This is a genomic window from Moraxella cuniculi, from assembly GCF_900637105.1.
GTDB classification, from domain to species: domain Bacteria; phylum Pseudomonadota; class Gammaproteobacteria; order Pseudomonadales; family Moraxellaceae; genus Moraxella; species Moraxella cuniculi.
The window spans coordinates 1,877,585-1,895,688 of the sequence record NZ_LR134343.1 but is presented as its reverse complement, the minus strand read 5'-3'; the positions used below and the strand labels follow the sequence as shown (position 1 = coordinate 1,895,688).

Here is an 18,104-nt window from a genome sequence, read left to right as displayed (position 1 = left end):
AAAAACAGCTCAATTAGAGCTGTTTTTATGTGGAATAATTAGCGGCGTTTTTTGCCTTTTTTGGTGGTTTTGCAGTCTTTGTAAATAATCTGACTGGCTGGGTCTTGAATGCTCATGCGAGATTTTTTGACATTTTTTGGCGTGATGGTATTTGCCATTAGGCTAAAGTTGTTTTCATCACCAAACACCGTGCCTGTCTCGTCAGTGCGGCTTGGGTTGATTGGCATAAAACGGTCTTTGCCATTTAGGTTTGCTTGAGCATAAGTTGGTTTGTTGTTTTTATCAAAGCCGTAACGGACGCTGACTTTTTGGTCATTTTGGCAAGTATAATTAACGACACGAGTCTTGCTGGTTGCTGCGTCTGCTTGGCGTGCATCTGACTGCGGGGCAGAGTTGGCAAATGCAGTGGTGCTAATCAAGGCGACCATAACAGCAGGAATGATTTTTTTCATGTTACGCTCCTATAAAAAAATTTTTAATTTGGCTTGTGTTTAGCAAGCAATTGCATTATAAGTCAGAACAAAACGCATTTTCCGTTGTGTAATTGTAAGAAATTATTGCAAAATTTTCGGTAAGTTACAGCCAAGCCAATGGTGGCATATTTTTGCTAAAAAACTTGTGCAATCGGTTGCTAACTTGGCATTTTGTGTTACAATTGATACTTGCGTGCCGTGTCTTTTGGCTTGATTCATTTATATCAATCAAAACGAAATCTAATTATAAGTTTTAATGAGAAATTGGGACAACTTATGCATTATTCTATTTTTTGCCAAACCAAAAATAACGCCTTGCTTGAACCAATGTTTTTTGGTCAGCCTGTCAATGTGTCTCGTTACGATCAGCAAAAACACCCAATTTTTGAGCAATTAATCGAAAAGCAATTGTCATTTTTTTGGCGACCAGAGGAGATCGATGTATCCAAAGATCGCATTGATTTTGCTGAGTTGTCAGTGCATGAACAGCACATTTTTTTGAGCAATTTAAAATACCAAACCTTGCTTGATAGTATCCAAGGTCGCAGTCCAAATGTGGTGCTGCTGCCTTTGGTGTCGATTCCAGAGCTTGAGACTTGGATTGAGACATGGTCATTCAGCGAGACGATTCATTCTCGCAGTTATACGCATATTATTCGCAATGTTGTCAATGATCCTAGCAAAATCTTTGAAGATATTGTTGATAATGAATATATCTTGGAGCGAGCAGCTGACATTGCCAAATATTATGATGACTTGCACCTGTGTGCCAAATTATACGATTTGCACGGCGAGGGGGTTTATGATATTGATGGCGAGTCAGTTGAGGTGAATTTACCCAAATTAAAAAAACAACTGTATCTGTGCATTGTCGCTGTGAATGTGTTGGAGGCAATTAGATTTTATGTATCTTTTGCCTGCTCTTTTGCCTTTGCTGAGCGTAAACTGATGGAGGGCAATGCCAAGATTATCAAGATGATTGCTCGTGATGAGGCATTGCACCTTAATGGCACGCAGCACATCATCAATTTGATGCGACAGGGTCGTGATGATCCAGAGATGGTGGCGATTGCCGAAGCCTGCCGAGATGAGGCGATTGAGATTTTCAAAAGTGCTGCCGAGCAAGAAAAAGCGTGGGCGGATTATCTGTTTAAAGACGGCTCAATGATTGGTCTTAATCGAGATATTTTGTGCCAATACATTGAATTTATCACCAACACACGCATGGCAGCGATTGGTTTGCCAGCGATTTTTGAGACCAAAAGCAACCCGATTCCTTGGATTAATGCTTGGCTTGCATCAGATAATGTGCAAGTCGCTCCACAAGAAACCGAAATCACCACCTATCTGGTCGGTCAGATTGATTCGGATTTGGACGATGTGGATCTGGACGACTTTGAGCTGTGATAACAATAGACTGGATTGATAACGGCAGCAGTTTGTGGCTTTTATGCTTTATTGATAAATCGCAGTGATAATATGGGCTGGGTATTTACCGATGAAATGCGATTTTATCTGCATGAACACGAAACGTTGCTAAATGGCATGATTCGCACACAGCATAAACAGGTGCGTTATGAATGCCAAGAGGGTTATTGTGGCTCTTGTCGCATGACCGTGGTTGCTCATACAGGTGAGGTTAAATATATTAAGAAACCAATCGCCACGCTTGCTGATAATGAGGTCTTGGCGTGTTGCTGCACATTTACTGGCACAACTCAAGTCAGCTATCATGCTGCCGATGAGCAGCAGCTGCCTTTGTTTGATAGCCCCAATCCGCCCAAATCCACCGCCTAGCATTTTGTCAAGCCAACCTTTCAGATTTGGCAACAACTACAAAAAATAACAATCAAGCCATACCCATCATGGCACAATAACGCTTTGCAAACAGGCAGATATTATCCTAAGGTGGGAAATAATGCAAAAAATCAGCAAGAAACACAAGCTGGCAGCAGGCGTAGTGCTAACAGGGGCAGCCTTGCTGGCATTGACATATTGGCGTAGTGCAAACAAAGAGATTGTTGAGAAGGTTGTTGCCAGCGATATCACACCGATACAAAAGGCAAGTGCCACAACGCCTGACGCAGCGATTTATGTGCGTGATGTCAGTATTGAACAAAGTAGCAATAAGATACAAGCAGCCCAGCAGCTAAAATCGCTACAGCGTTATGGCAATACCACCCAAGGGCTTGGCGTGCAATTTAAGCAAGCCACTCATGCCAAGATGAATTACCGTTTTGGGCAAAAAAAGCCAACGACCTTTGCCCCAGTGGCGTTTGGTGCGATTTTGCCAAAGCAATTTGTGCTAACAGGTCGGCAATACGAAGGTAAGCCAAATGCTACAGGGGCATATGGGTCGCTTTATCGTTTATTTGAATATCCAGAAACTAAGGCACGCATTGAGATTTTTGAGACGCAGCTGAGTGCTGATGCACCATTTGAGCGAGTGATTGAACTGCAAAATGACCAAATAGCCGACACGCCAGTTTTGCTTGAGCAATTTACCGACAAAAAAGGCTTGGTTTATTACAGCGTGGCCATCATCATTGCTGATAAATTTTATCAAATCAATACCAAAGCCGTTGAGAAACAAGTGGTTATCGAACTGCTCGAAAAATTGATTGTCTTAAGCAAACAAACCAAGCAAAATTAATAATACAGATAACATAAATTATTTAATATTATTAATAATTAAGTGGGCGTTTGGTTATTTTTTGCCTTGATTATCAGGGTTGTCTTTTTCGCTAATGATATCGGCATTGGGGTCGCCCAAACTCAAAATATCACCAAAATTTGGCTGGATTTTTAGCAAAAGCTGTTGGGTCTTTAGTGTGCCAGTATTGACTTGGGCTTTTTTGAGCGTGTTCATGATGGTTTCGTTGCCCTTAAGCCAGCGACCAATCTCCAGATAAATAACATCGCCTTTATGCTCGGTAAATGCAATGCCTTTTATTTTAATGCTGTTTAAGATAAAAGGTAGGGGATCTTTACCTGTTATTAAACGATAACTGGCAACGGCAAAACGAGCGGCAGGAGCTTTGTACCATTGTTTGCTGTGCAGTTCAATGACCTCGGTATTGCTGATTTGTCGTAGAACCAGCCTTTGAGTGTGGCGATCAAGCTGTAGATGCACCAACTCAAAATTGCTGGCAACGGTTGCAAAAATTCCCATAGTATCAACCGTGCAAGTTAGCCTAAGCCAACCATCATGAATGTCAAGTTTTAGGTTGTGTAGCAGCCCAACATTTTTGGTAACAAACTGATACAGTGCGTCATTGACTTGTTTTTGGCTTAAGCTGACCAAAATTTCATCAACCAAATTATCAGCAACCTTGCTGTAGCTGTGCTTGATATTGCCAAAAATTTGTTGCCAACCCAATAAAAAGCCATCGCCAAACTTACCAGCCAGCACGCTGGTGTCTGTCAGGCTTGTTGCATCGGTAGAAAAGTCGGTTGTGTTGGTATTTTCCATGCTCATAATATGTCAATTATTGATAAATATCACTTATTGTAGCAAATTTTATCAATAAAATGTGTTTTTCTGCGTAGCTTTTTGTAGCTTTGATGAGTGGCGGTGGGTTGGTATCAAGTCATCAGGGCTTGCCCAATCTACCCATTTTTTGTTACAATTTTGGCAAGCCTGACAATCATTGCTTGGGCATATTTTGACAAATTAATTAAATATTTTAAATAATCTATCCAGATAACTTAAGGAAAATCATGGCCTCACTATTTGCTCAATTATCCAAAGAGCAGCAACAGACACTTAGTGGCATCAAAACGCCATACTATTTGCTTGACGAGCGAGCGATTGTGAATAATTTAAAAATCGCCCAACAAATATCAGCACAGTCGGGTGCCGAGCCATTGCTTGCTTTAAAATGCTTTGCCACTTGGGGCGTGTTTGAGGCGATGAAGCCGTATTTATTTGGAACGACTTCATCATCACTAAATGAGGTGAGATTGGGTCGTGAGTGCTTTGGAGGGGAGACGCACGCTTATAGTGTGGCGTATGCTGACCATGAGATTGATGAAGTATTAAGTTATGCTGATAAGATTATTTTTAATTCATTTAACCAGCTGACAAGATTTGAGCAAAAGGCACGCGATGCAGGCGTCGCTGTGGGCTTACGCATTAACCCAAAAACAAGCAACTCTTCTTTTTTAATCGCCGATCCTGCCAGACCTTTTAGTCGGTTGGGCGAGCATGATGTTGATAAAATCTTGGCTGTAGCAGATCGCATCAGCGGCGTAATGATTCATAATAATTGCGAAAATGACGATTTTGATGCATTTAACCAAAGCCTAACCGAGATTGAGAATCGTTTTTCTGCATTATTTCATCAGCTAGACTGGGTGAGTTTTGGCGGTGGAATTCATTATATCGCTGATAATTACCCCATTTCGGCATTTGCCAAACGGTTGCAGGATTTTAGCGAACGCTATGGTGTACAAATCTACCTTGAGCCGGGTGAGGCTGCGGTGCATCAAGCGGCTGAACTGGTAACAACCGTGCTGGATACGCTGCACAATGGCAAGCCGTTGGCAGTGGTTGATGCCTCTATTGAGGCACATATGTTGGATTTATTAATCTATCGCCAATCGGCACCATTGGCGTGCGTTAATCAAACCGCCTATCACATCAAAGGGGGTGATTTTGATGGTGATGGTAGCGATGACGGCTCGGTGCGTATTTATGGCAAATCTTGTTTGGCGGGGGATATTTTTGGCGATTATGTACTTGATGCACCGCTAGAAGTTGGCGATAAAGTGGTTTTTGCCAATGCAGCTGCCTATACCATGGTGAAAAAAAACTGGTTCAATGGCGTGGATATGCCTGCGATAGTCATTGTCCGTGAAAATGGCGAAATCGTTATCCAAAGGCAGTTTGATTATCAAGATTATAAAGCAAGTTTATCCTAAGTGAATGCTGGCAAGATGAAATACAGCTACATGGCGTGATAAATGCTTGAAAAATTAGCAAAAAATCGCTATCATGATTGGTTTGCCAAAGGGTATAAATTTGGGTGCATGAATTTTTCTGAAGTCTTCCTTTTTAATTCATGCACGCAGTTGATTGGTCTGGTTGGGACACGAAGGAGGATTTATGACACAGCCAAAAAATGTACTCATTATCGGTGCAGGCGGCGTTGCTCAAGTTGTTGCACACAAATGTGCGATGGCGAACGATATTTTTGGTGAGATTCACATTGCCTCACGCACGCTATCAAAGTGCGAGGCGATTGCCCAAAGCGTTGCTGACAAGGGCAGTTTTAAGCGTGCGGCGGTATTGCATACGCATGCTGTAGATGCACTAGATACTCAGGCAGTGGCGGCGTTGATTACCAAGATTGATGCAGATATTGTCATCAATGTTGGTTCGCCTTTTGTTAATATGAGTGTCATGGATGCGTGTATTGCAACCAAGACGCATTATTTGGATACGGCAATTTATGAAAATCCACGCAAAATTTGCGAAACACCACCATGGTATGAAAATTACGAATGGCAAAAAAGAGATGCCTTTAAGGACGCAGGCGTAACGGCAATTTTGGGCGTGGGCTTTGACCCCGGTGTGGTCAATGCGTATGCACGGCTTGGTGTTGAGTATTTTGATACAGACAGTGTAACTGATATCGATATTATTGACATTAATGCAGGCAGTCATGGCAAATATTTTGCCACCAATTTTGACCCTGAGATTAATTTTCGTGAATTCACTGGCGTGGTATATTCTTGGCAAAATAATGCGTGGCAAACCAACCAAATGTTTGAGGTCAAACGCACAGATGACCTGCCTGTCGTTGGTGTACAAAACAGCTACTTGAGCGGTCATGATGAGCTGCATTCATTGCACAAAAACCTCAATGTGCCAAATATCCGTTTTTGGATGGGTTTTGGTGAGCATTATATGAATGTTTTTGGCGTACTAAAAAATCTAGGCCTGTTATCCGAGCAGCCTGTTACAACAGCAGAGGGCTTGGAAGTTGTGCCATTAAAAGTTGTTAAAGCGGTATTGCCAGACCCTTCAAGTTTGGCCGCCAATTATACAGGCAAGACCTGCATTGGCAACAAAGTAAAAGGCACAAAAGACGGCAAGGAGCAAGAGATTTTTATTTATAATATCGCCGATCACCAAGAGGCTTATGCAGAGGTTGGCAGTCAGGGCATTTCTTACACAGCAGGCGTGCCACCTGTTGCTGCTGCTTTGTTGATTGCGACAGAGCAGTGGAATGTCGGCACGATGGTTAATGTTGAGGAATTGGACGCAAAGCCATTTATCAATCTGCTAAACCAAATGGGCTTGCCAACTCGTATCCGTGATGCTGACGGCGATAGATTGTTGCAGTTTGCCTAAGATTTTTACGATTAAGAAAACGCATCGAGACTTTCGGTGCGTTTTTGATTGAGCCTTAGATGCTTTGTACACGCCAAGATGCACTGTGATATAATAATAAAATTGACTGATTATTAAAAGGCAACTTATGCGAATCCGCAAATTATTCAAGTTTGAAAATGCACACATTGTGCGTAATTGTTCATCAAATCGCTGCAAATATTCAATTCATGGACATAGCTACCAAGTTGAGCTAATTTTGCAGGCAAATCGACTCGACCATGGGCAGATGGTGTATGATTTTGGCTTATTAAAAAGTGCAATCAAGGACATTATTGATAGTTTTGATCATGCCATTACCTTTTGGCAAAAAGACGATCCAGAGTATATCGCAGCGTGCAAAAACTTTAGTGCCAGATGGGTGGCAATGCCAGTATCACCCTCAGCAGAGCAATTTAGCAGGGTGATATTTTTCTGGGCTGATGCGATTTTGCAACAAACCCAAATGCAAAATGGTGAAAGTGATGTGATGGTGTATTCGGTGATTGTGCATGAGACGGCAACGGGTTATGCCCAGTGTTTTATTGAAGATGTGCAAAATGAGCAAATGGGCAAATTAAACTTGGCGGATTTTGAATTTAGTGATGAAGTGCGTGCCGAGTGGCATGATCCATTGATGTATAACAAACTCATCAATGGCGAAAAATTCATCAATCCCAAAGTGGCTTTGCAGGTTGATGTATCATGAGTCTAATAACCAGTCAGATGATTTTGGCAACTGAGGCAGATACGCAAATTTTGGCAAAAAAATTGGCAGCATTAAATCTAACAGGCAGTGTGTGGTTGTCTGGCGATTTGGGGGCGGGCAAGACCACTTTGACTCGCTATTGGCTACAAGCGATGGGGCATAATGGTGCGGTCAAAAGCCCGACTTATACACTGGTTGAGCCTTATCAGCTTACCAAAAATGGTGTGATTAAGCCAATTTATCATGCTGATTTTTACCGATTAAATGACCCAGAAGAGCTTGATTTTATTGGGTTTTTTGAATATTTTTCTGAAGAGAATGCTCTGCTTATCATTGAGTGGGCAAGCCGTGCTGATGCGGTATTGCCACCACCTGACTATCAAATCAAGCTGACACGCCGTGATGATGACAGTCGTTATGTGGAGCTGGTTGGCTTGGAGCTTGCTTGATGCTGTGCCAATTACCAACTTATCACAATCTGCCTGATAATGCCGTGGTGTGCTTGATGTCGCCAACCGCCAGCGGCAAAACTGATTTGGCGTGCCAGCTGTATCAGACGGGCAGATTTGAGTTAATTTCGGTGGACAGTGCATTGATTTATCAGGGCATGAATATTGGCACTGCCAAGCCAACCGCTGAAGAGTTGAGAGAATTTCCGCATCATCTGGTGGACATTATCCGACCAACTGACAGCTATAGCGTGGCAAATTTTGTCCACGATGTTGAGCGGTTGATCGGGCAAATTCATGCCAAAGGCAAAATACCGCTGCTTGTCGGTGGTACGATGATGTACTACATGGCACTGCTTGATGGTATTTCAAGCGTACCACAAACCGTGCAGTCGGTTCGCCAAAAGGTGCAACAGTGGCTGCATGAGCAGGGCAATGCTGCTTTGTATGAATACCTTTTGCAGCACGACCCGATAATTTGCCAAAAACTAAAAATAACCGATACTCAGCGAATCACACGAGCGGTTGAGGTGCATTTACAAACAGCACAACCGATGAGTTATTGGCAGACTTTGCCAAAAATTGCCCTAAGCGACAATCCGCAATGGCGGTGGTATGGTATCATTGTCAATCCAGACAGAGCGTGGCTGCATGAGCGAATCGAGCGGCGTTTGCAGTTGATGTGGGCGGCGGGATTTGTTGATGAAGTGGTGCAGTTGTTAATCAGTTATCCAGATCTGACCGCCGAAATGCCCGCAATGCGAGCGGTGGGCTATCGCCAAGTTTTGGACTATTTGGTGGCAATCCATCATGAATGTGTGGTCAATCATCATGGCTTGCAGCCGTATTATCTGCTCAAACAATCTGCCATCTCGCCCCAAAACATATCAAATAATCACCATTTTGACAAAAAAATGCAAAAAACTACAACAAACACAGAGGCTGTGGCTTGTCAAGATATGAAAAATAAGGCATTATATGCAACAAGGCAGTTGGCAAAACGCCAGTACACTTGGCTAAGACAACTTGCCTTGATAGACAAAGCGACGACAACTAATTTAACAATAGCGTCATTTGATAGCATACAACAAGTACAACAGCAATTCATGCAATACTAGGGTAGAACCATTTGCATTGCCTGAGCTATTTAACTGGAGAGCGTTATGTCAAAAGGACAAACCTTGCAAGATCCTTTCTTAAATGCCTTGCGTAAAGATCGTATTCCTGTGTCAATTTTTTTGGTGAATGGCATTAAACTACAAGGACAAATTGAGTCATTTGACCAATATGTAATTTTGTTAAAAAATACAGTTAGCCAAATGGTTTATAAGCACGCCATTTCAACGGTTGTGCCAACACGCAATCCACGCACCGAAGGCGGTCAAACACCGCAAACAGGCGGCTATCAAGCAAGCGGTTTGGGTGTGATGACAAGTGGCAGTTATCAAGGTGGTTTTGAGAGACAAACTGGTTTTGAGCGTTCGGCAGCTGGGGCGTATCAGGCTACAGGTACGCGTCCACAAGGGGGATTTACCCGCACGCCACAATCAGGTTATGATAGACAGGGCTTTGATAGATCGTCAGCTTATCAATCATCAACCATTGGTGGCATGAATCAGTCTGGCTTTGAGCGAGGCGGTATGGGCTATGACAGACAGGGTTTTGATCGCACAGGCTTTGAGGAGCGTGGCTTTGATGGCAAATCATTTGACGCTTCCGATAACCGTAGCTTTAACCGCACAGGCTTTGATAGCAAACCTGATGGCAAATTCGCCGAAGACGATGAATTTGAACAATAAGCCTGATTGATGCCTCTGCCTTGATGATTTTGCCAAGGTTTGCACGATACAAATGCCCACAGTGTCTTTGGATTTTGTGGGCATTGTTGTGTCGCCGTCTGGGCTTTTGGCGGGCTACCTCCGCATGGTCAGGATAAAGCCTTGATAAATAACAAAAGACACAAATAATCAGCAAATTTTATTGCAAAATATGCTATTATAGCGGTATTTAATGTTATCTTTGCAAAAATAGCTGGGTCAATTTGGGTCGTGTATGACAACTGCCAAACAGACAATTGATTTTATTCAGACTGCCATTACTGCCATTAACACAGAGCAGCGAGCACTTGATTTGTTGATTGAGCAGCTTGATGAGCGTTTTGTGGCAGCTTGCCAGACGATTTTGGCATGCCAAGGGCGTGTGGTGGTAACAGGCATGGGCAAATCGGGGCATATCGGTCGCAAAATTGCCGCAACTTTTGCCTCTACAGGCACGCCTGCGTTTTTTATGCACCCCGGTGAGGCTGGGCATGGAGATTTGGGTATGTTGGTGGCAGGCGATGTGCTGATAGCCATCTCAAACTCTGGCGAGTCTGACGAGATTCGTATGCTGTTGCCTGTGGTGAAGCAATTGGGCATTCCGATGATTAGTATCAGTCGTGATACACGGGGCGTGTTGCCAAGGGCTGCCGATATTGCTTTGACGCTTGGTCTGTCCGAAGAGGCTTGCCCATTGGGTCTGGCACCTACTTCTAGCACAACAGCAACACTGGCACTGGGCGATGCTTTGGCAGTGGTTTTGTTGCACGCACGAGGCTTTACCAGTGATGATTTTGCCTTATCGCACCCTGCTGGTGCATTGGGGCGTAAGCTATTGACGCGAGTACAAGATGTCATGCATACCAACAATTTGCCTGTGGTGCATAAGCAAACAAGCCTGCATGAAACTTTGTTGGTGATGACGCATGGGCGATTGGGCTTGGCGGTGGTGGTTGATGAATCTGATAGGGTGTTGGGCATTTTTACCGATGGTGATTTGCGACGCAAACTTGCCGAGAATCAAGATTTGACCGTTGCCATTGCTGATTTGATGACCACCATGCCAAAAACCATTGATGGGCAAATGCGTGCATCAGATGCTTTGACGCTGATGAATCAGCATGCCATCAGTCAATTATTGGTGGTGGAGGCGGATAAGTTGGTCGGTGTGATTAGTATCCATGATTTGTTAAAAGCAGGTGTGAGCTGATGAATCATACTTTGTGGTATGGTTGGCGGATTGGGAATTTTGCCATAAACTTGCAAAAAGCAGTTGGTTTATTGACATGAATCAACTCAAAATTTGCGATTTTTTATCAAAATTCAAGCTCTATTTTAAGAATTTATTTATTAACAATAAATAAAAACCGATTAATTTTGCCCAATTGTGCATTCTGTGATGTGGGATAATGTTGGTTGTTGGCGTGATAAGCCCAAGAAAATGATGGGCTGTTTTATGAATTTATAATGATAAATAGCTTTAATATCAATTAAAGTTAATTCATCAATGCGATAAGATGTTATGACATGAGTGAGCAAATTTTACAAAAGGCAAAAAATATCAAGCTGTTTGCGATGGATGTTGATGGCGTGCTGTCAGATGGGCAAATCATCTATGATGCACAAGGCGTGGAAACCAAAGCGTTTTTTGTGCAAGATGGGCTGGGTTTGCAGGCGGTAAGGCAGGCAGGCGTGGTGCTTGCCATCATCACAGGGCGGAGTTCTGCGATGGTTGAGCGGCGTGCCAAAGAATTGGGCATTGCCCATGTGATACAGGGCAGAGACGATAAGTTTGTCGCTTTGATGGATTTGGCGGCACAACTGGGTTTGGATTTGTCAGAGTGTGCCTATATGGGCGATGATTTGCCAGATTTAAAGGCGGTGCGTGAGGCAGGTTTTGGCATCAGCGTTGCCAATGGCTGTATGCAAACGCAAGCGGTGGCAGACTATGTTACCCAAAAAACAGGCGGACAGGGTGCAGTGCGAGAGGTGTGTGAGCTGATTTTGCAGGCACAAGATAAATTTGATGATTTTGTTAAAAAATTTCAATAATATAACCAAATGAATGGCTTGATGTAATGAATATCCGAATTCTCAGCGTGCTTGGTGTGATGGCATTGGCTGTCGCAGCATGGTTTTTTTATCAAGAGGAAGTGGAGATAAAACCTGCTTTGCCACAAGCACCTGTTGCCAGCTCTGAAGTTGTGCAGATTAGTGCTGTACAAACCAACCCAGAAACTGGCGAAACCGAATACACGCTCACTGCTGATTCGCTGGTACAAAACACAAGTGGCGAAGATGAAATGCTGGGTGCAAGCATTCATTGGCAACCGCCAGCAGGTGAAAAATACACGCTCACTGCCAAGCGTGCCACTTTGGCACAGACAACGGGTGATTTGTCGCTGTCGCAGGGCTTTCGCATGGTGCGAGCTGCTACAGCCACCAAGCCTGAAATGGTGATTGAGGGTGCAGCATTGCTTGGCAATACCAAATCTCGCACGGTATCAAGCCAAGAGCCTTTGGTGGTTACGCAAGGTGAGGACAAGTTTAAGGCAGCGGGATTTCGTGCCAATTTACAAACTGGCGATTATGAATTTGACAAAATTGAAGTGTTGTTCAATGCACCCAAACGCCAAAATAAGCCGTTATTTTAGCTTGATTGTTGATGTTTATTTTATTGGATAATTTAGGTTTGAGTACTTGGTATGTTTATTAAAAATTTATTAAAAAATTCAGCATTGGTGCTAACTTTATCAATCACGCCATTGATTGCAGCTGCCTTGCCATCTGATGCCAATCAACCGATTCGCCTATTGGCAGACCGTGCCACCTACAGCGAACGCACAGGTGTTACCACTTATTCGGGCAATGTAACCATCGAGCAAGGCACGCTAAAAATTGCCGCAGATAACCTCACGGTCAATCTAAATACTGCCAATCGCAGCATCAATTCAGCTGTGGCAACAGGCAGACCTGCAACCATGCAACAAATCATCACCCAAGAAAAAGGACTTGCCAAAGGTCAGGCCAATCGCATTGACTATAATGCGGTTACGGGCATTGTAACTTTGACAGGCAACGCCAAACTTACTCAAGCTGGCTCAAGTTTTTCGGGTAATGTTATTCGCTACAGCCTATCAGCAGGAGATGTTGAGGCCAATGCAGGGGGTGGTCAGCGTGTTGAGCTGGTTTTTCCGCCCAGTGAGTCAGGCTCACGGCGAGGCGTACGCTAAGGGGCTGCTATGACAACCTTATCAATGCACCATCTTGGCAAGCGTTATGGGCAACGCTGGGTGGTAAAAGATGTTTCGTTTGAGATTGAACAAGGGCAGGTTGTTGGGATTTTGGGGCCAAATGGTGCAGGCAAGACCACCAGTTTTTATATGGTGATTGGGCTTGTGCCGATGGACAAAGGGCAGGTTATGCTTGGTGGCAAAGATATCTCGAAATACGCCATGCATGAGCGTGCTGCACAGGGCATTGGTTATCTGCCCCAAGAGGCATCAATTTTTCGCAAATTAACCATCGAACAAAATATCATGGCGATTTTGCAGACTCGTAAGGAGCTGGACAAGGCAGCCCAACTCAATGAGCTTGAGAAATTGATGGCGGAATTTCATCTTGAGCATGTGCGTCATTCGCTGGGTATGAGCGTCTCTGGGGGTGAGCGTCGCCGCTGTGAGATTGCCCGCTGTCTGGCATCAAATCCAAAGTTTATTTTGCTTGACGAGCCATTTGCAGGGGTGGATCCGATTTCGGTTGGCGATATTATGCAGGTGATTGAATCTTTGCGTATGCGTGGCATTGGAGTGCTGATTACCGACCATAATGTGCGTGAAACGCTGTCTATTTGTCAAAAAGCCTACATTGTCTCTGAAGGTACAATTATCTCCGCAGGTAACAAAGATGAAATTTTGGCCAATGAATTGGTCAGAAAGGTCTATCTGGGCAAAGACTTTGTGGTGTAGCAATTGCTTGATTGGGCAAATGTATCATCTGACAGATTATATCACCATGTGCCAAATGCCTTTTTGTGGTCAAATTGCTAAAATACGGCAATTTGTCCGCCATAGATGATTTTAGCTGACTATTATGTTTCGCATTACGCAATCAAATGATACTGCCATTTTGCTTGAGCATTTGGTAGAACAATACCGACAAAATGCAGCAAAAACGCAAACGCTGGCCGATTTGGTGTTTGCCAAATTCACCGTCATTGTTCCCTCAATGGTGCTGGGCGATTGGCTTATGCGTGCCGTGGCGGACAAAATTGGCATCAGTACGCTGTTTGTGGCACAATTTTGGGGTCAGTATCAGTGGCAGTTAATCCAAAAAGTGCTACAGGCAGATGCCGAACATCACCCTCATGATGCCTTAAAAGTACCTGAAGTGGCGGTTTTGTCAGGCTCGGTCATGCGTTGGCGAATTTTTGGTCATATTAATGCACTGTCCGATACGCAATTGTCAGCAATTTTATCCGATGACAATCACCCTTTGTGCGAATTTTTGCTCGGTTTGTATGATGACAAACAGCAAAAAATACCCGAGCATCGCCTTTGGCAAGCCTGCGAGGAATTGTCGGCGGTGTATGTACGCTATCTAACTCATCGTCCAGAATGGCTGCACGCTTGGACGCATGGTAAACCGCTGCCAACCAGTGTGGAGCAAATGCTTGCCGATAAGGATAGATTTGCTGCCAAGTATGATGATACTGAGGCAAGTCCCGATTGGCTGGTGGAGCAATATCAACATCTTGAAAAGCTGCTTGGCTATCTGTGGCAACAATTATTTGCTGCGGTATATGCTTATCGTGAGAATTTGGAGCAGAGATTTTGGGCGGTGCTTGCTGGCAAGAGAGGTAGCCAGCTGGCTTATGAGGCGTATCAATTATTGCCAAGTACGCTACATTTGTTCACCGTACAACAAATTCCTGTGGTGGAGTTGCAGTTTTTAAAGCAACTGTCCGTGTACATTGATGTGCATTTACTGCACCTGAACCCTTCGCAGATGTTCTGGGCGGACATTGTTGATAAACAGTGGCTGGATAAGCAGCGTATCATCAAGCCAGAGCTTATTTATTATAAAGACCATGGGCATGCACTGCTTTCTCGGCTTGGCAAAGAATCTCGAGAGACTTTTGCCATGCTTGCCGATATGTCAGGTGGTGAGTTTTATTATGAAAAAGACAGCGTGCCTAATGATTTTTATCATCATGAACAAATGCCACAAAGCTGGCAGGTGCATTGGCATGATGATTTTATCACGCCGACAGGTGATGGCTTGCTACAACAATTAAAAGCTGATATTTTGATGCTTGATGAACAAGGGGCGAAGGATTGGCTTGGCAAATCGGTATTATCAACACTCACACAAAGCCTTGCAGAAAAAACCAAGCCACCAAGCCTGATGAAGCTGCCTGATGCTACCGAACGCTTGCCAAGTTTAAGCATTCATGCTTGCCATAATCTAAAACGCCAATTAGAAATCGCACGCACCTTGATTGCTCGTTATCTTAATGAACCAAACGATGATGGCAGTCAGCGAAAGCTTTCTGATGTGGTGGTGTATCTGCCTGATGTTTCCGCTGCTGAGCCTTTGATTCGCTTGGTATTTGGTGAGGGTGTGTGTCTTGATGGGTTGGTTTTGCCTGCCAAAATCACAGGAACAACCAACCGTGAAATTGATGATTTGATGGAGGCGATTACAGGGTTTTATTCCTTGCTGGGGGCGACAGGTTCGCGGTTTTATCGTGAGGATTTTTGTCAGTGGCTGATGATGCCAGCGGTGTACGATAGCTTTGGGCTAAGTTTTGATGAGGTTAGCCGTGCCTGTTGGCTGCTTGAGCAAGCAGGTTTTGTTCGCGGTTTTGATGCCAAGCACCTTGCAGCAACACTTGACGGGGCGGACACTGACTATCGCTATAGTTTTGCCTATGCACTAGATAGGATTGTTTTGGGGCTAATAACGCCAAGCGTGGAGACAGAGCCAAACAGCTTATTATACCCCTTTAGATGGCAGCAGCAATTTGCCGAAGCCAGTCTGCCTTTGGCAGGTGTTACTTTGGCTGATCAGAGCATTGTTGAGATGCTTTGCACGATTTACACAGCGTTTGATAAATTGCGAGAGGATTACAACCAGATTGATTTGATTGAAAATTGGCTGGACAAAATCGAAACGCAAGTTATTGAGCCGTATTTTGCCAAATGGCAACAAACGCCACAAATGCGTGCGATTTTTGAGGCAAAAAACAGCATTGCTGCCAGCGTCCGTGCCAATAAATACTATCATAATCTGCCAAATACCTCGCAAAATTCAGAGCAAATTCAGCTGTCTTTGGCGTTTGTTCTAGAAAGCATTCGCCACTTGGTCGCAACCCAAGCCATCAGTGCCGAGCATTCTGGCGTGATTACTTTTGCTCGTTTTGGGGCATTGCGTAGCATTCCGTTTGGGCTAACGCTGATGCTTGAGATGAATTTATCCGCCTTCCCAAGACAAGATCGTGTCATGAGAATGGATTTGATGCGTGCAGGGCTAAAGCGGCGTGGCGACAGGTTTAATGAAGATGATGACAATGGGGCATTTTTGGACGCATTGCTGTGCAGTCGTGATGCTTGTGCAATTTTTTATACCGCTGTCGCTGGTGATGGCACGCAGCTTTTGCCAGCTTCGCCAGTGGGAGAGTTGTTAGAATTCTTTAAAAATCATGTTAATTGGCAATTGCCTGATTCGCCGTTGGCTGATGAATCGGCGGCAGAATATCAGCAACTTAGCGAGCGTCTACCTCGTTTGATTGAGGCGTATTTGCTGACTTGGCACGCACCGACAGCATTTGATGTTTCGCTGTTTTATCATCTTGATGATAATGATTGCGAGCAACCGATGGCAGATTTTATCCAAAAGCAGCTCGTGCTAAAACAAGCACAACGCAACCAGTTGCCGCCAGCACCTTTGTGGCAGCAGGTGCGAGCTTTGCTTGATGAGCCACAAGCAGGCAAAAAATCACCAATCACTTTGCTTGATGTGCAGACATATCAACTGCTTGCCGATGTACTGACGGCGGTGCTTGATGGCGATATTATGCCTGCTGATGATTTGTTGCGTGATTGGCAAATCAGTCTGCCAACGACAATAAATATTACGCAGCTGCATCGCAATTTACGCAATCCTGCCAGCGGTTATCTTGAACAAAAATTACCAGTTTTTGATGAGCAACTTGATGAGCAGGGCGAAGAGCCGTTGGTGCTGGCGACTCTTGATGGTTTTGGGCTAAAACAGACATTATGCGAAGCGATGGCGGCAGGGTTGTTTGATACAAAAACAGCAAGCCTACCTTATCATCAGCAGCTGATGAATATGAACGCAGCTCCAGATTGTCAGCAGTTGGATTGGGGTACGGCACAGAAAACGGCAGCTGCCAAAGGAATATTTTCGCTATATTTTGGCAATGTATTGCCAGCAGGGGCAAATCGTCTGAGTAATCTTGATGAGCAAGTACAGCAGCTGTTGGCATTGACAGAGCAGTTTTATCAAGTGCTGACAGACGCAGATGACGAAACTTTGGCACAGTTACAATCATCGTTGCCAGCTGGCGTAACCGCAGCGGACGGTACTTTTGTGTATTCGCTATTGATAAGCAAAACTGATGAGCGTAGCATTTTGCTGGACTTGGCGGATTTGTCCGTTAATATTGTGGCACAAGTGCCAGCAAGCAATGAAGAGCTTTGGTTGCAAGTGTTGCCCAATACAGCAACAGTAACGCAGCTTTTGAAATTTTGGCTACTGCATTTGGCGTGGCAGGTTTGGCGAAATACCAGCGAGGCTGATGTCCATGCAGGGCGTGGGACGAGTATTTGGCAGTTTACCAAAGTTGGTAGTGAGCTAACAGGGCTGAGTTTTGCCAAAAAATCTGTAATGATGTTTCGCCCAATAACAAGCCTTGTTGCCAAACGATTATTAACAGCTTATTTGCTTACTGCACTGCTTATCAATAAGTTGCCGATCGCCCTTGCTCCTGCAAACGCCCTGACAATCGTTGATCTTAAGAGGCAGGGGAAGCTGGATTTTAGCAGTAAAAATTTCAGCCAATGGCTAGAAAATAGCTATGCTGATGGTTATCTTGGAAAGGCATGGCAACGACTGCTCGGCGATAACAATCCACTGGCCGTTATCCAAGATACCGAGCAGCTTGCTGATATTTTATATCAGCCGTTGGTTGATTGTCTGACGGCGGTTGATTGATGGATGTTTGCAATCCGCACTTTAGCGTACACCGTCATAATG

General features: G+C 44.2%; 17 protein-coding genes. 15 read left to right on the top strand and 2 right to left on the bottom strand.

The window, feature by feature from the left end; translation table 11 throughout:
- Nucleotides 1–38: 38 nt before the first annotated feature.
- Entirely contained in the window at nt 39–452 is a 414-nt protein-coding gene (locus tag EL162_RS08560; RefSeq protein ID WP_126331427.1) for an ACP-like domain-containing protein, read from the bottom strand.
- Between the two features lie 297 nt (nt 453–749).
- Between EL162_RS08560 and nrdB the strand changes: the two genes are divergently transcribed.
- The 3 genes from nrdB (at nt 750) to EL162_RS08545 (ending at nt 3,126) form a co-directional block, all read left to right on the top strand.
- The gene (nrdB, locus tag EL162_RS08555; protein WP_126331426.1) at nt 750–1,880 is read left to right on the top strand and encodes a class Ia ribonucleoside-diphosphate reductase subunit beta; all 1,131 of its coding nucleotides are present in this window, start codon (nt 750–752) and stop codon (nt 1,878–1,880) included.
- 72 nt (nt 1,881–1,952) lie between these two features.
- A complete protein-coding gene (locus EL162_RS08550) occupies nt 1,953–2,270 on the top strand; it encodes a 2Fe-2S iron-sulfur cluster-binding protein (protein WP_126331425.1) in 318 nt (105 codons plus the stop codon).
- A gap of 121 nt (nt 2,271–2,391) precedes the next feature.
- Nucleotides 2,392–3,126 carry a hypothetical protein gene (locus EL162_RS08545; protein WP_126331424.1) on the top strand — a complete coding sequence of 245 codons (735 nt, stop codon included), beginning with the start codon at nt 2,392–2,394 and terminating at the stop codon, nt 3,124–3,126.
- Nucleotides 3,127–3,180: 54 nt separating this feature from the next.
- On the opposite strand, the gene EL162_RS08540 is transcribed toward EL162_RS08545, so the two are convergent.
- The gene (locus EL162_RS08540) at nt 3,181–3,951 is read right to left on the bottom strand and encodes a hypothetical protein (protein WP_227516576.1); all 771 of its coding nucleotides are present in this window, start codon (nt 3,949–3,951) and stop codon (nt 3,181–3,183) included.
- 242 nt (nt 3,952–4,193) lie between these two features.
- On the opposite strand from EL162_RS08540, the gene EL162_RS08535 reads away from it, so the two are divergent.
- The 12 genes from EL162_RS08535 (at nt 4,194) to EL162_RS08480 (ending at nt 18,062) form a co-directional block, all read left to right on the top strand.
- Nucleotides 4,194–5,396 carry a carboxynorspermidine decarboxylase gene (locus EL162_RS08535; RefSeq protein WP_126331423.1) on the top strand — a complete coding sequence of 401 codons (1,203 nt, stop codon included), beginning with the start codon at nt 4,194–4,196 and terminating at the stop codon, nt 5,394–5,396.
- A 184-nt stretch (nt 5,397–5,580) separates the two neighbouring features.
- Nucleotides 5,581–6,831, top strand: coding sequence for a saccharopine dehydrogenase family protein (locus EL162_RS08530; RefSeq protein WP_126331422.1), 1,251 nt, complete (start codon nt 5,581–5,583; stop codon nt 6,829–6,831).
- Between the two features lie 127 nt (nt 6,832–6,958).
- Complete coding sequence (locus EL162_RS08525; protein WP_126331421.1) at nt 6,959–7,558, top strand: 6-pyruvoyl trahydropterin synthase family protein; 600 nt, start codon at nt 6,959–6,961, stop codon at nt 7,556–7,558.
- Nucleotides 7,555–8,007, top strand: a complete 453-nt coding sequence (gene tsaE, locus EL162_RS08520; protein WP_126331420.1) for a tRNA (adenosine(37)-N6)-threonylcarbamoyltransferase complex ATPase subunit type 1 TsaE — start codon at nt 7,555–7,557, stop codon at nt 8,005–8,007. The genes EL162_RS08525 and tsaE overlap by 4 nt, the downstream gene beginning before the upstream one ends.
- Nucleotides 8,007–9,125, top strand: a complete 1,119-nt coding sequence (gene miaA, locus EL162_RS08515; protein WP_126331419.1) for a tRNA (adenosine(37)-N6)-dimethylallyltransferase MiaA — start codon at nt 8,007–8,009, stop codon at nt 9,123–9,125. Before tsaE ends, miaA begins: the two co-directional genes overlap by 1 nt.
- Nucleotides 9,126–9,170: 45 nt before the next feature.
- The gene (hfq, locus tag EL162_RS08510) at nt 9,171–9,806 is read left to right on the top strand and encodes an RNA chaperone Hfq (RefSeq protein ID WP_126331418.1); all 636 of its coding nucleotides are present in this window, start codon (nt 9,171–9,173) and stop codon (nt 9,804–9,806) included.
- A 253-nt stretch (nt 9,807–10,059) separates the two neighbouring features.
- On the top strand, nt 10,060–11,034 hold the full coding sequence (locus tag EL162_RS08505; protein WP_126331417.1) for a KpsF/GutQ family sugar-phosphate isomerase: 975 nt from the start codon (nt 10,060–10,062) through the stop codon (nt 11,032–11,034).
- 317 nt (nt 11,035–11,351) lie between these two features.
- Complete coding sequence (locus EL162_RS08500; protein WP_126331416.1) at nt 11,352–11,876, top strand: KdsC family phosphatase; 525 nt, start codon at nt 11,352–11,354, stop codon at nt 11,874–11,876.
- A gap of 26 nt (nt 11,877–11,902) precedes the next feature.
- The gene (gene lptC, locus EL162_RS08495) at nt 11,903–12,478 is read left to right on the top strand and encodes an LPS export ABC transporter periplasmic protein LptC (protein WP_076555722.1); all 576 of its coding nucleotides are present in this window, start codon (nt 11,903–11,905) and stop codon (nt 12,476–12,478) included.
- A gap of 51 nt (nt 12,479–12,529) precedes the next feature.
- Nucleotides 12,530–13,057, top strand: a complete 528-nt coding sequence (gene lptA, locus EL162_RS08490; protein WP_076555723.1) for a lipopolysaccharide transport periplasmic protein LptA — start codon at nt 12,530–12,532, stop codon at nt 13,055–13,057.
- Between the two features lie 9 nt (nt 13,058–13,066).
- Entirely contained in the window at nt 13,067–13,792 is a 726-nt protein-coding gene (lptB, locus tag EL162_RS08485) for an LPS export ABC transporter ATP-binding protein (protein WP_126331415.1), read from the top strand.
- A 124-nt stretch (nt 13,793–13,916) separates the two neighbouring features.
- Nucleotides 13,917–18,062: an exodeoxyribonuclease V subunit gamma gene (locus tag EL162_RS08480; protein ID WP_126331414.1), complete on the top strand. Its 4,146-nt coding sequence runs from the start codon at nt 13,917–13,919 to the stop codon at nt 18,060–18,062.
- Nucleotides 18,063–18,104 lie beyond the last annotated feature (42 nt).

Coding starts and splice junctions, on each gene's coding strand:
- nrdB (WP_126331426.1), top strand. CDS start 750: ATGCATTATTCTATTTTTTGCCAAACCAAAAATAACGCCTTGCTTGAA.
- tsaE (WP_126331420.1), top strand. CDS start 7,555: ATGAGTCTAATAACCAGTCAGATGATTTTGGCAACTGAGGCAGATACG.
- EL162_RS08525 (WP_126331421.1), top strand. CDS start 6,959: ATGCGAATCCGCAAATTATTCAAGTTTGAAAATGCACACATTGTGCGT.
- hfq (WP_126331418.1), top strand. CDS start 9,171: ATGTCAAAAGGACAAACCTTGCAAGATCCTTTCTTAAATGCCTTGCGT.
- EL162_RS08560 (WP_126331427.1), bottom strand. CDS start 452: ATGAAAAAAATCATTCCTGCTGTTATGGTCGCCTTGATTAGCACCACT.
- lptB (WP_126331415.1), top strand. CDS start 13,067: ATGACAACCTTATCAATGCACCATCTTGGCAAGCGTTATGGGCAACGC.
- miaA (WP_126331419.1), top strand. CDS start 8,007: ATGCTGTGCCAATTACCAACTTATCACAATCTGCCTGATAATGCCGTG.
- EL162_RS08505 (WP_126331417.1), top strand. CDS start 10,060: ATGACAACTGCCAAACAGACAATTGATTTTATTCAGACTGCCATTACT.
- EL162_RS08530 (WP_126331422.1), top strand. CDS start 5,581: ATGACACAGCCAAAAAATGTACTCATTATCGGTGCAGGCGGCGTTGCT.
- EL162_RS08550 (WP_126331425.1), top strand. CDS start 1,953: ATGGGCTGGGTATTTACCGATGAAATGCGATTTTATCTGCATGAACAC.
- EL162_RS08540 (WP_227516576.1), bottom strand. CDS start 3,951: ATGAGCATGGAAAATACCAACACAACCGACTTTTCTACCGATGCAACA.
- EL162_RS08545 (WP_126331424.1), top strand. CDS start 2,392: ATGCAAAAAATCAGCAAGAAACACAAGCTGGCAGCAGGCGTAGTGCTA.
- EL162_RS08480 (WP_126331414.1), top strand. CDS start 13,917: ATGTTTCGCATTACGCAATCAAATGATACTGCCATTTTGCTTGAGCAT.
- EL162_RS08500 (WP_126331416.1), top strand. CDS start 11,352: ATGAGTGAGCAAATTTTACAAAAGGCAAAAAATATCAAGCTGTTTGCG.
- lptC (WP_076555722.1), top strand. CDS start 11,903: ATGAATATCCGAATTCTCAGCGTGCTTGGTGTGATGGCATTGGCTGTC.
- EL162_RS08535 (WP_126331423.1), top strand. CDS start 4,194: ATGGCCTCACTATTTGCTCAATTATCCAAAGAGCAGCAACAGACACTT.
- lptA (WP_076555723.1), top strand. CDS start 12,530: ATGTTTATTAAAAATTTATTAAAAAATTCAGCATTGGTGCTAACTTTA.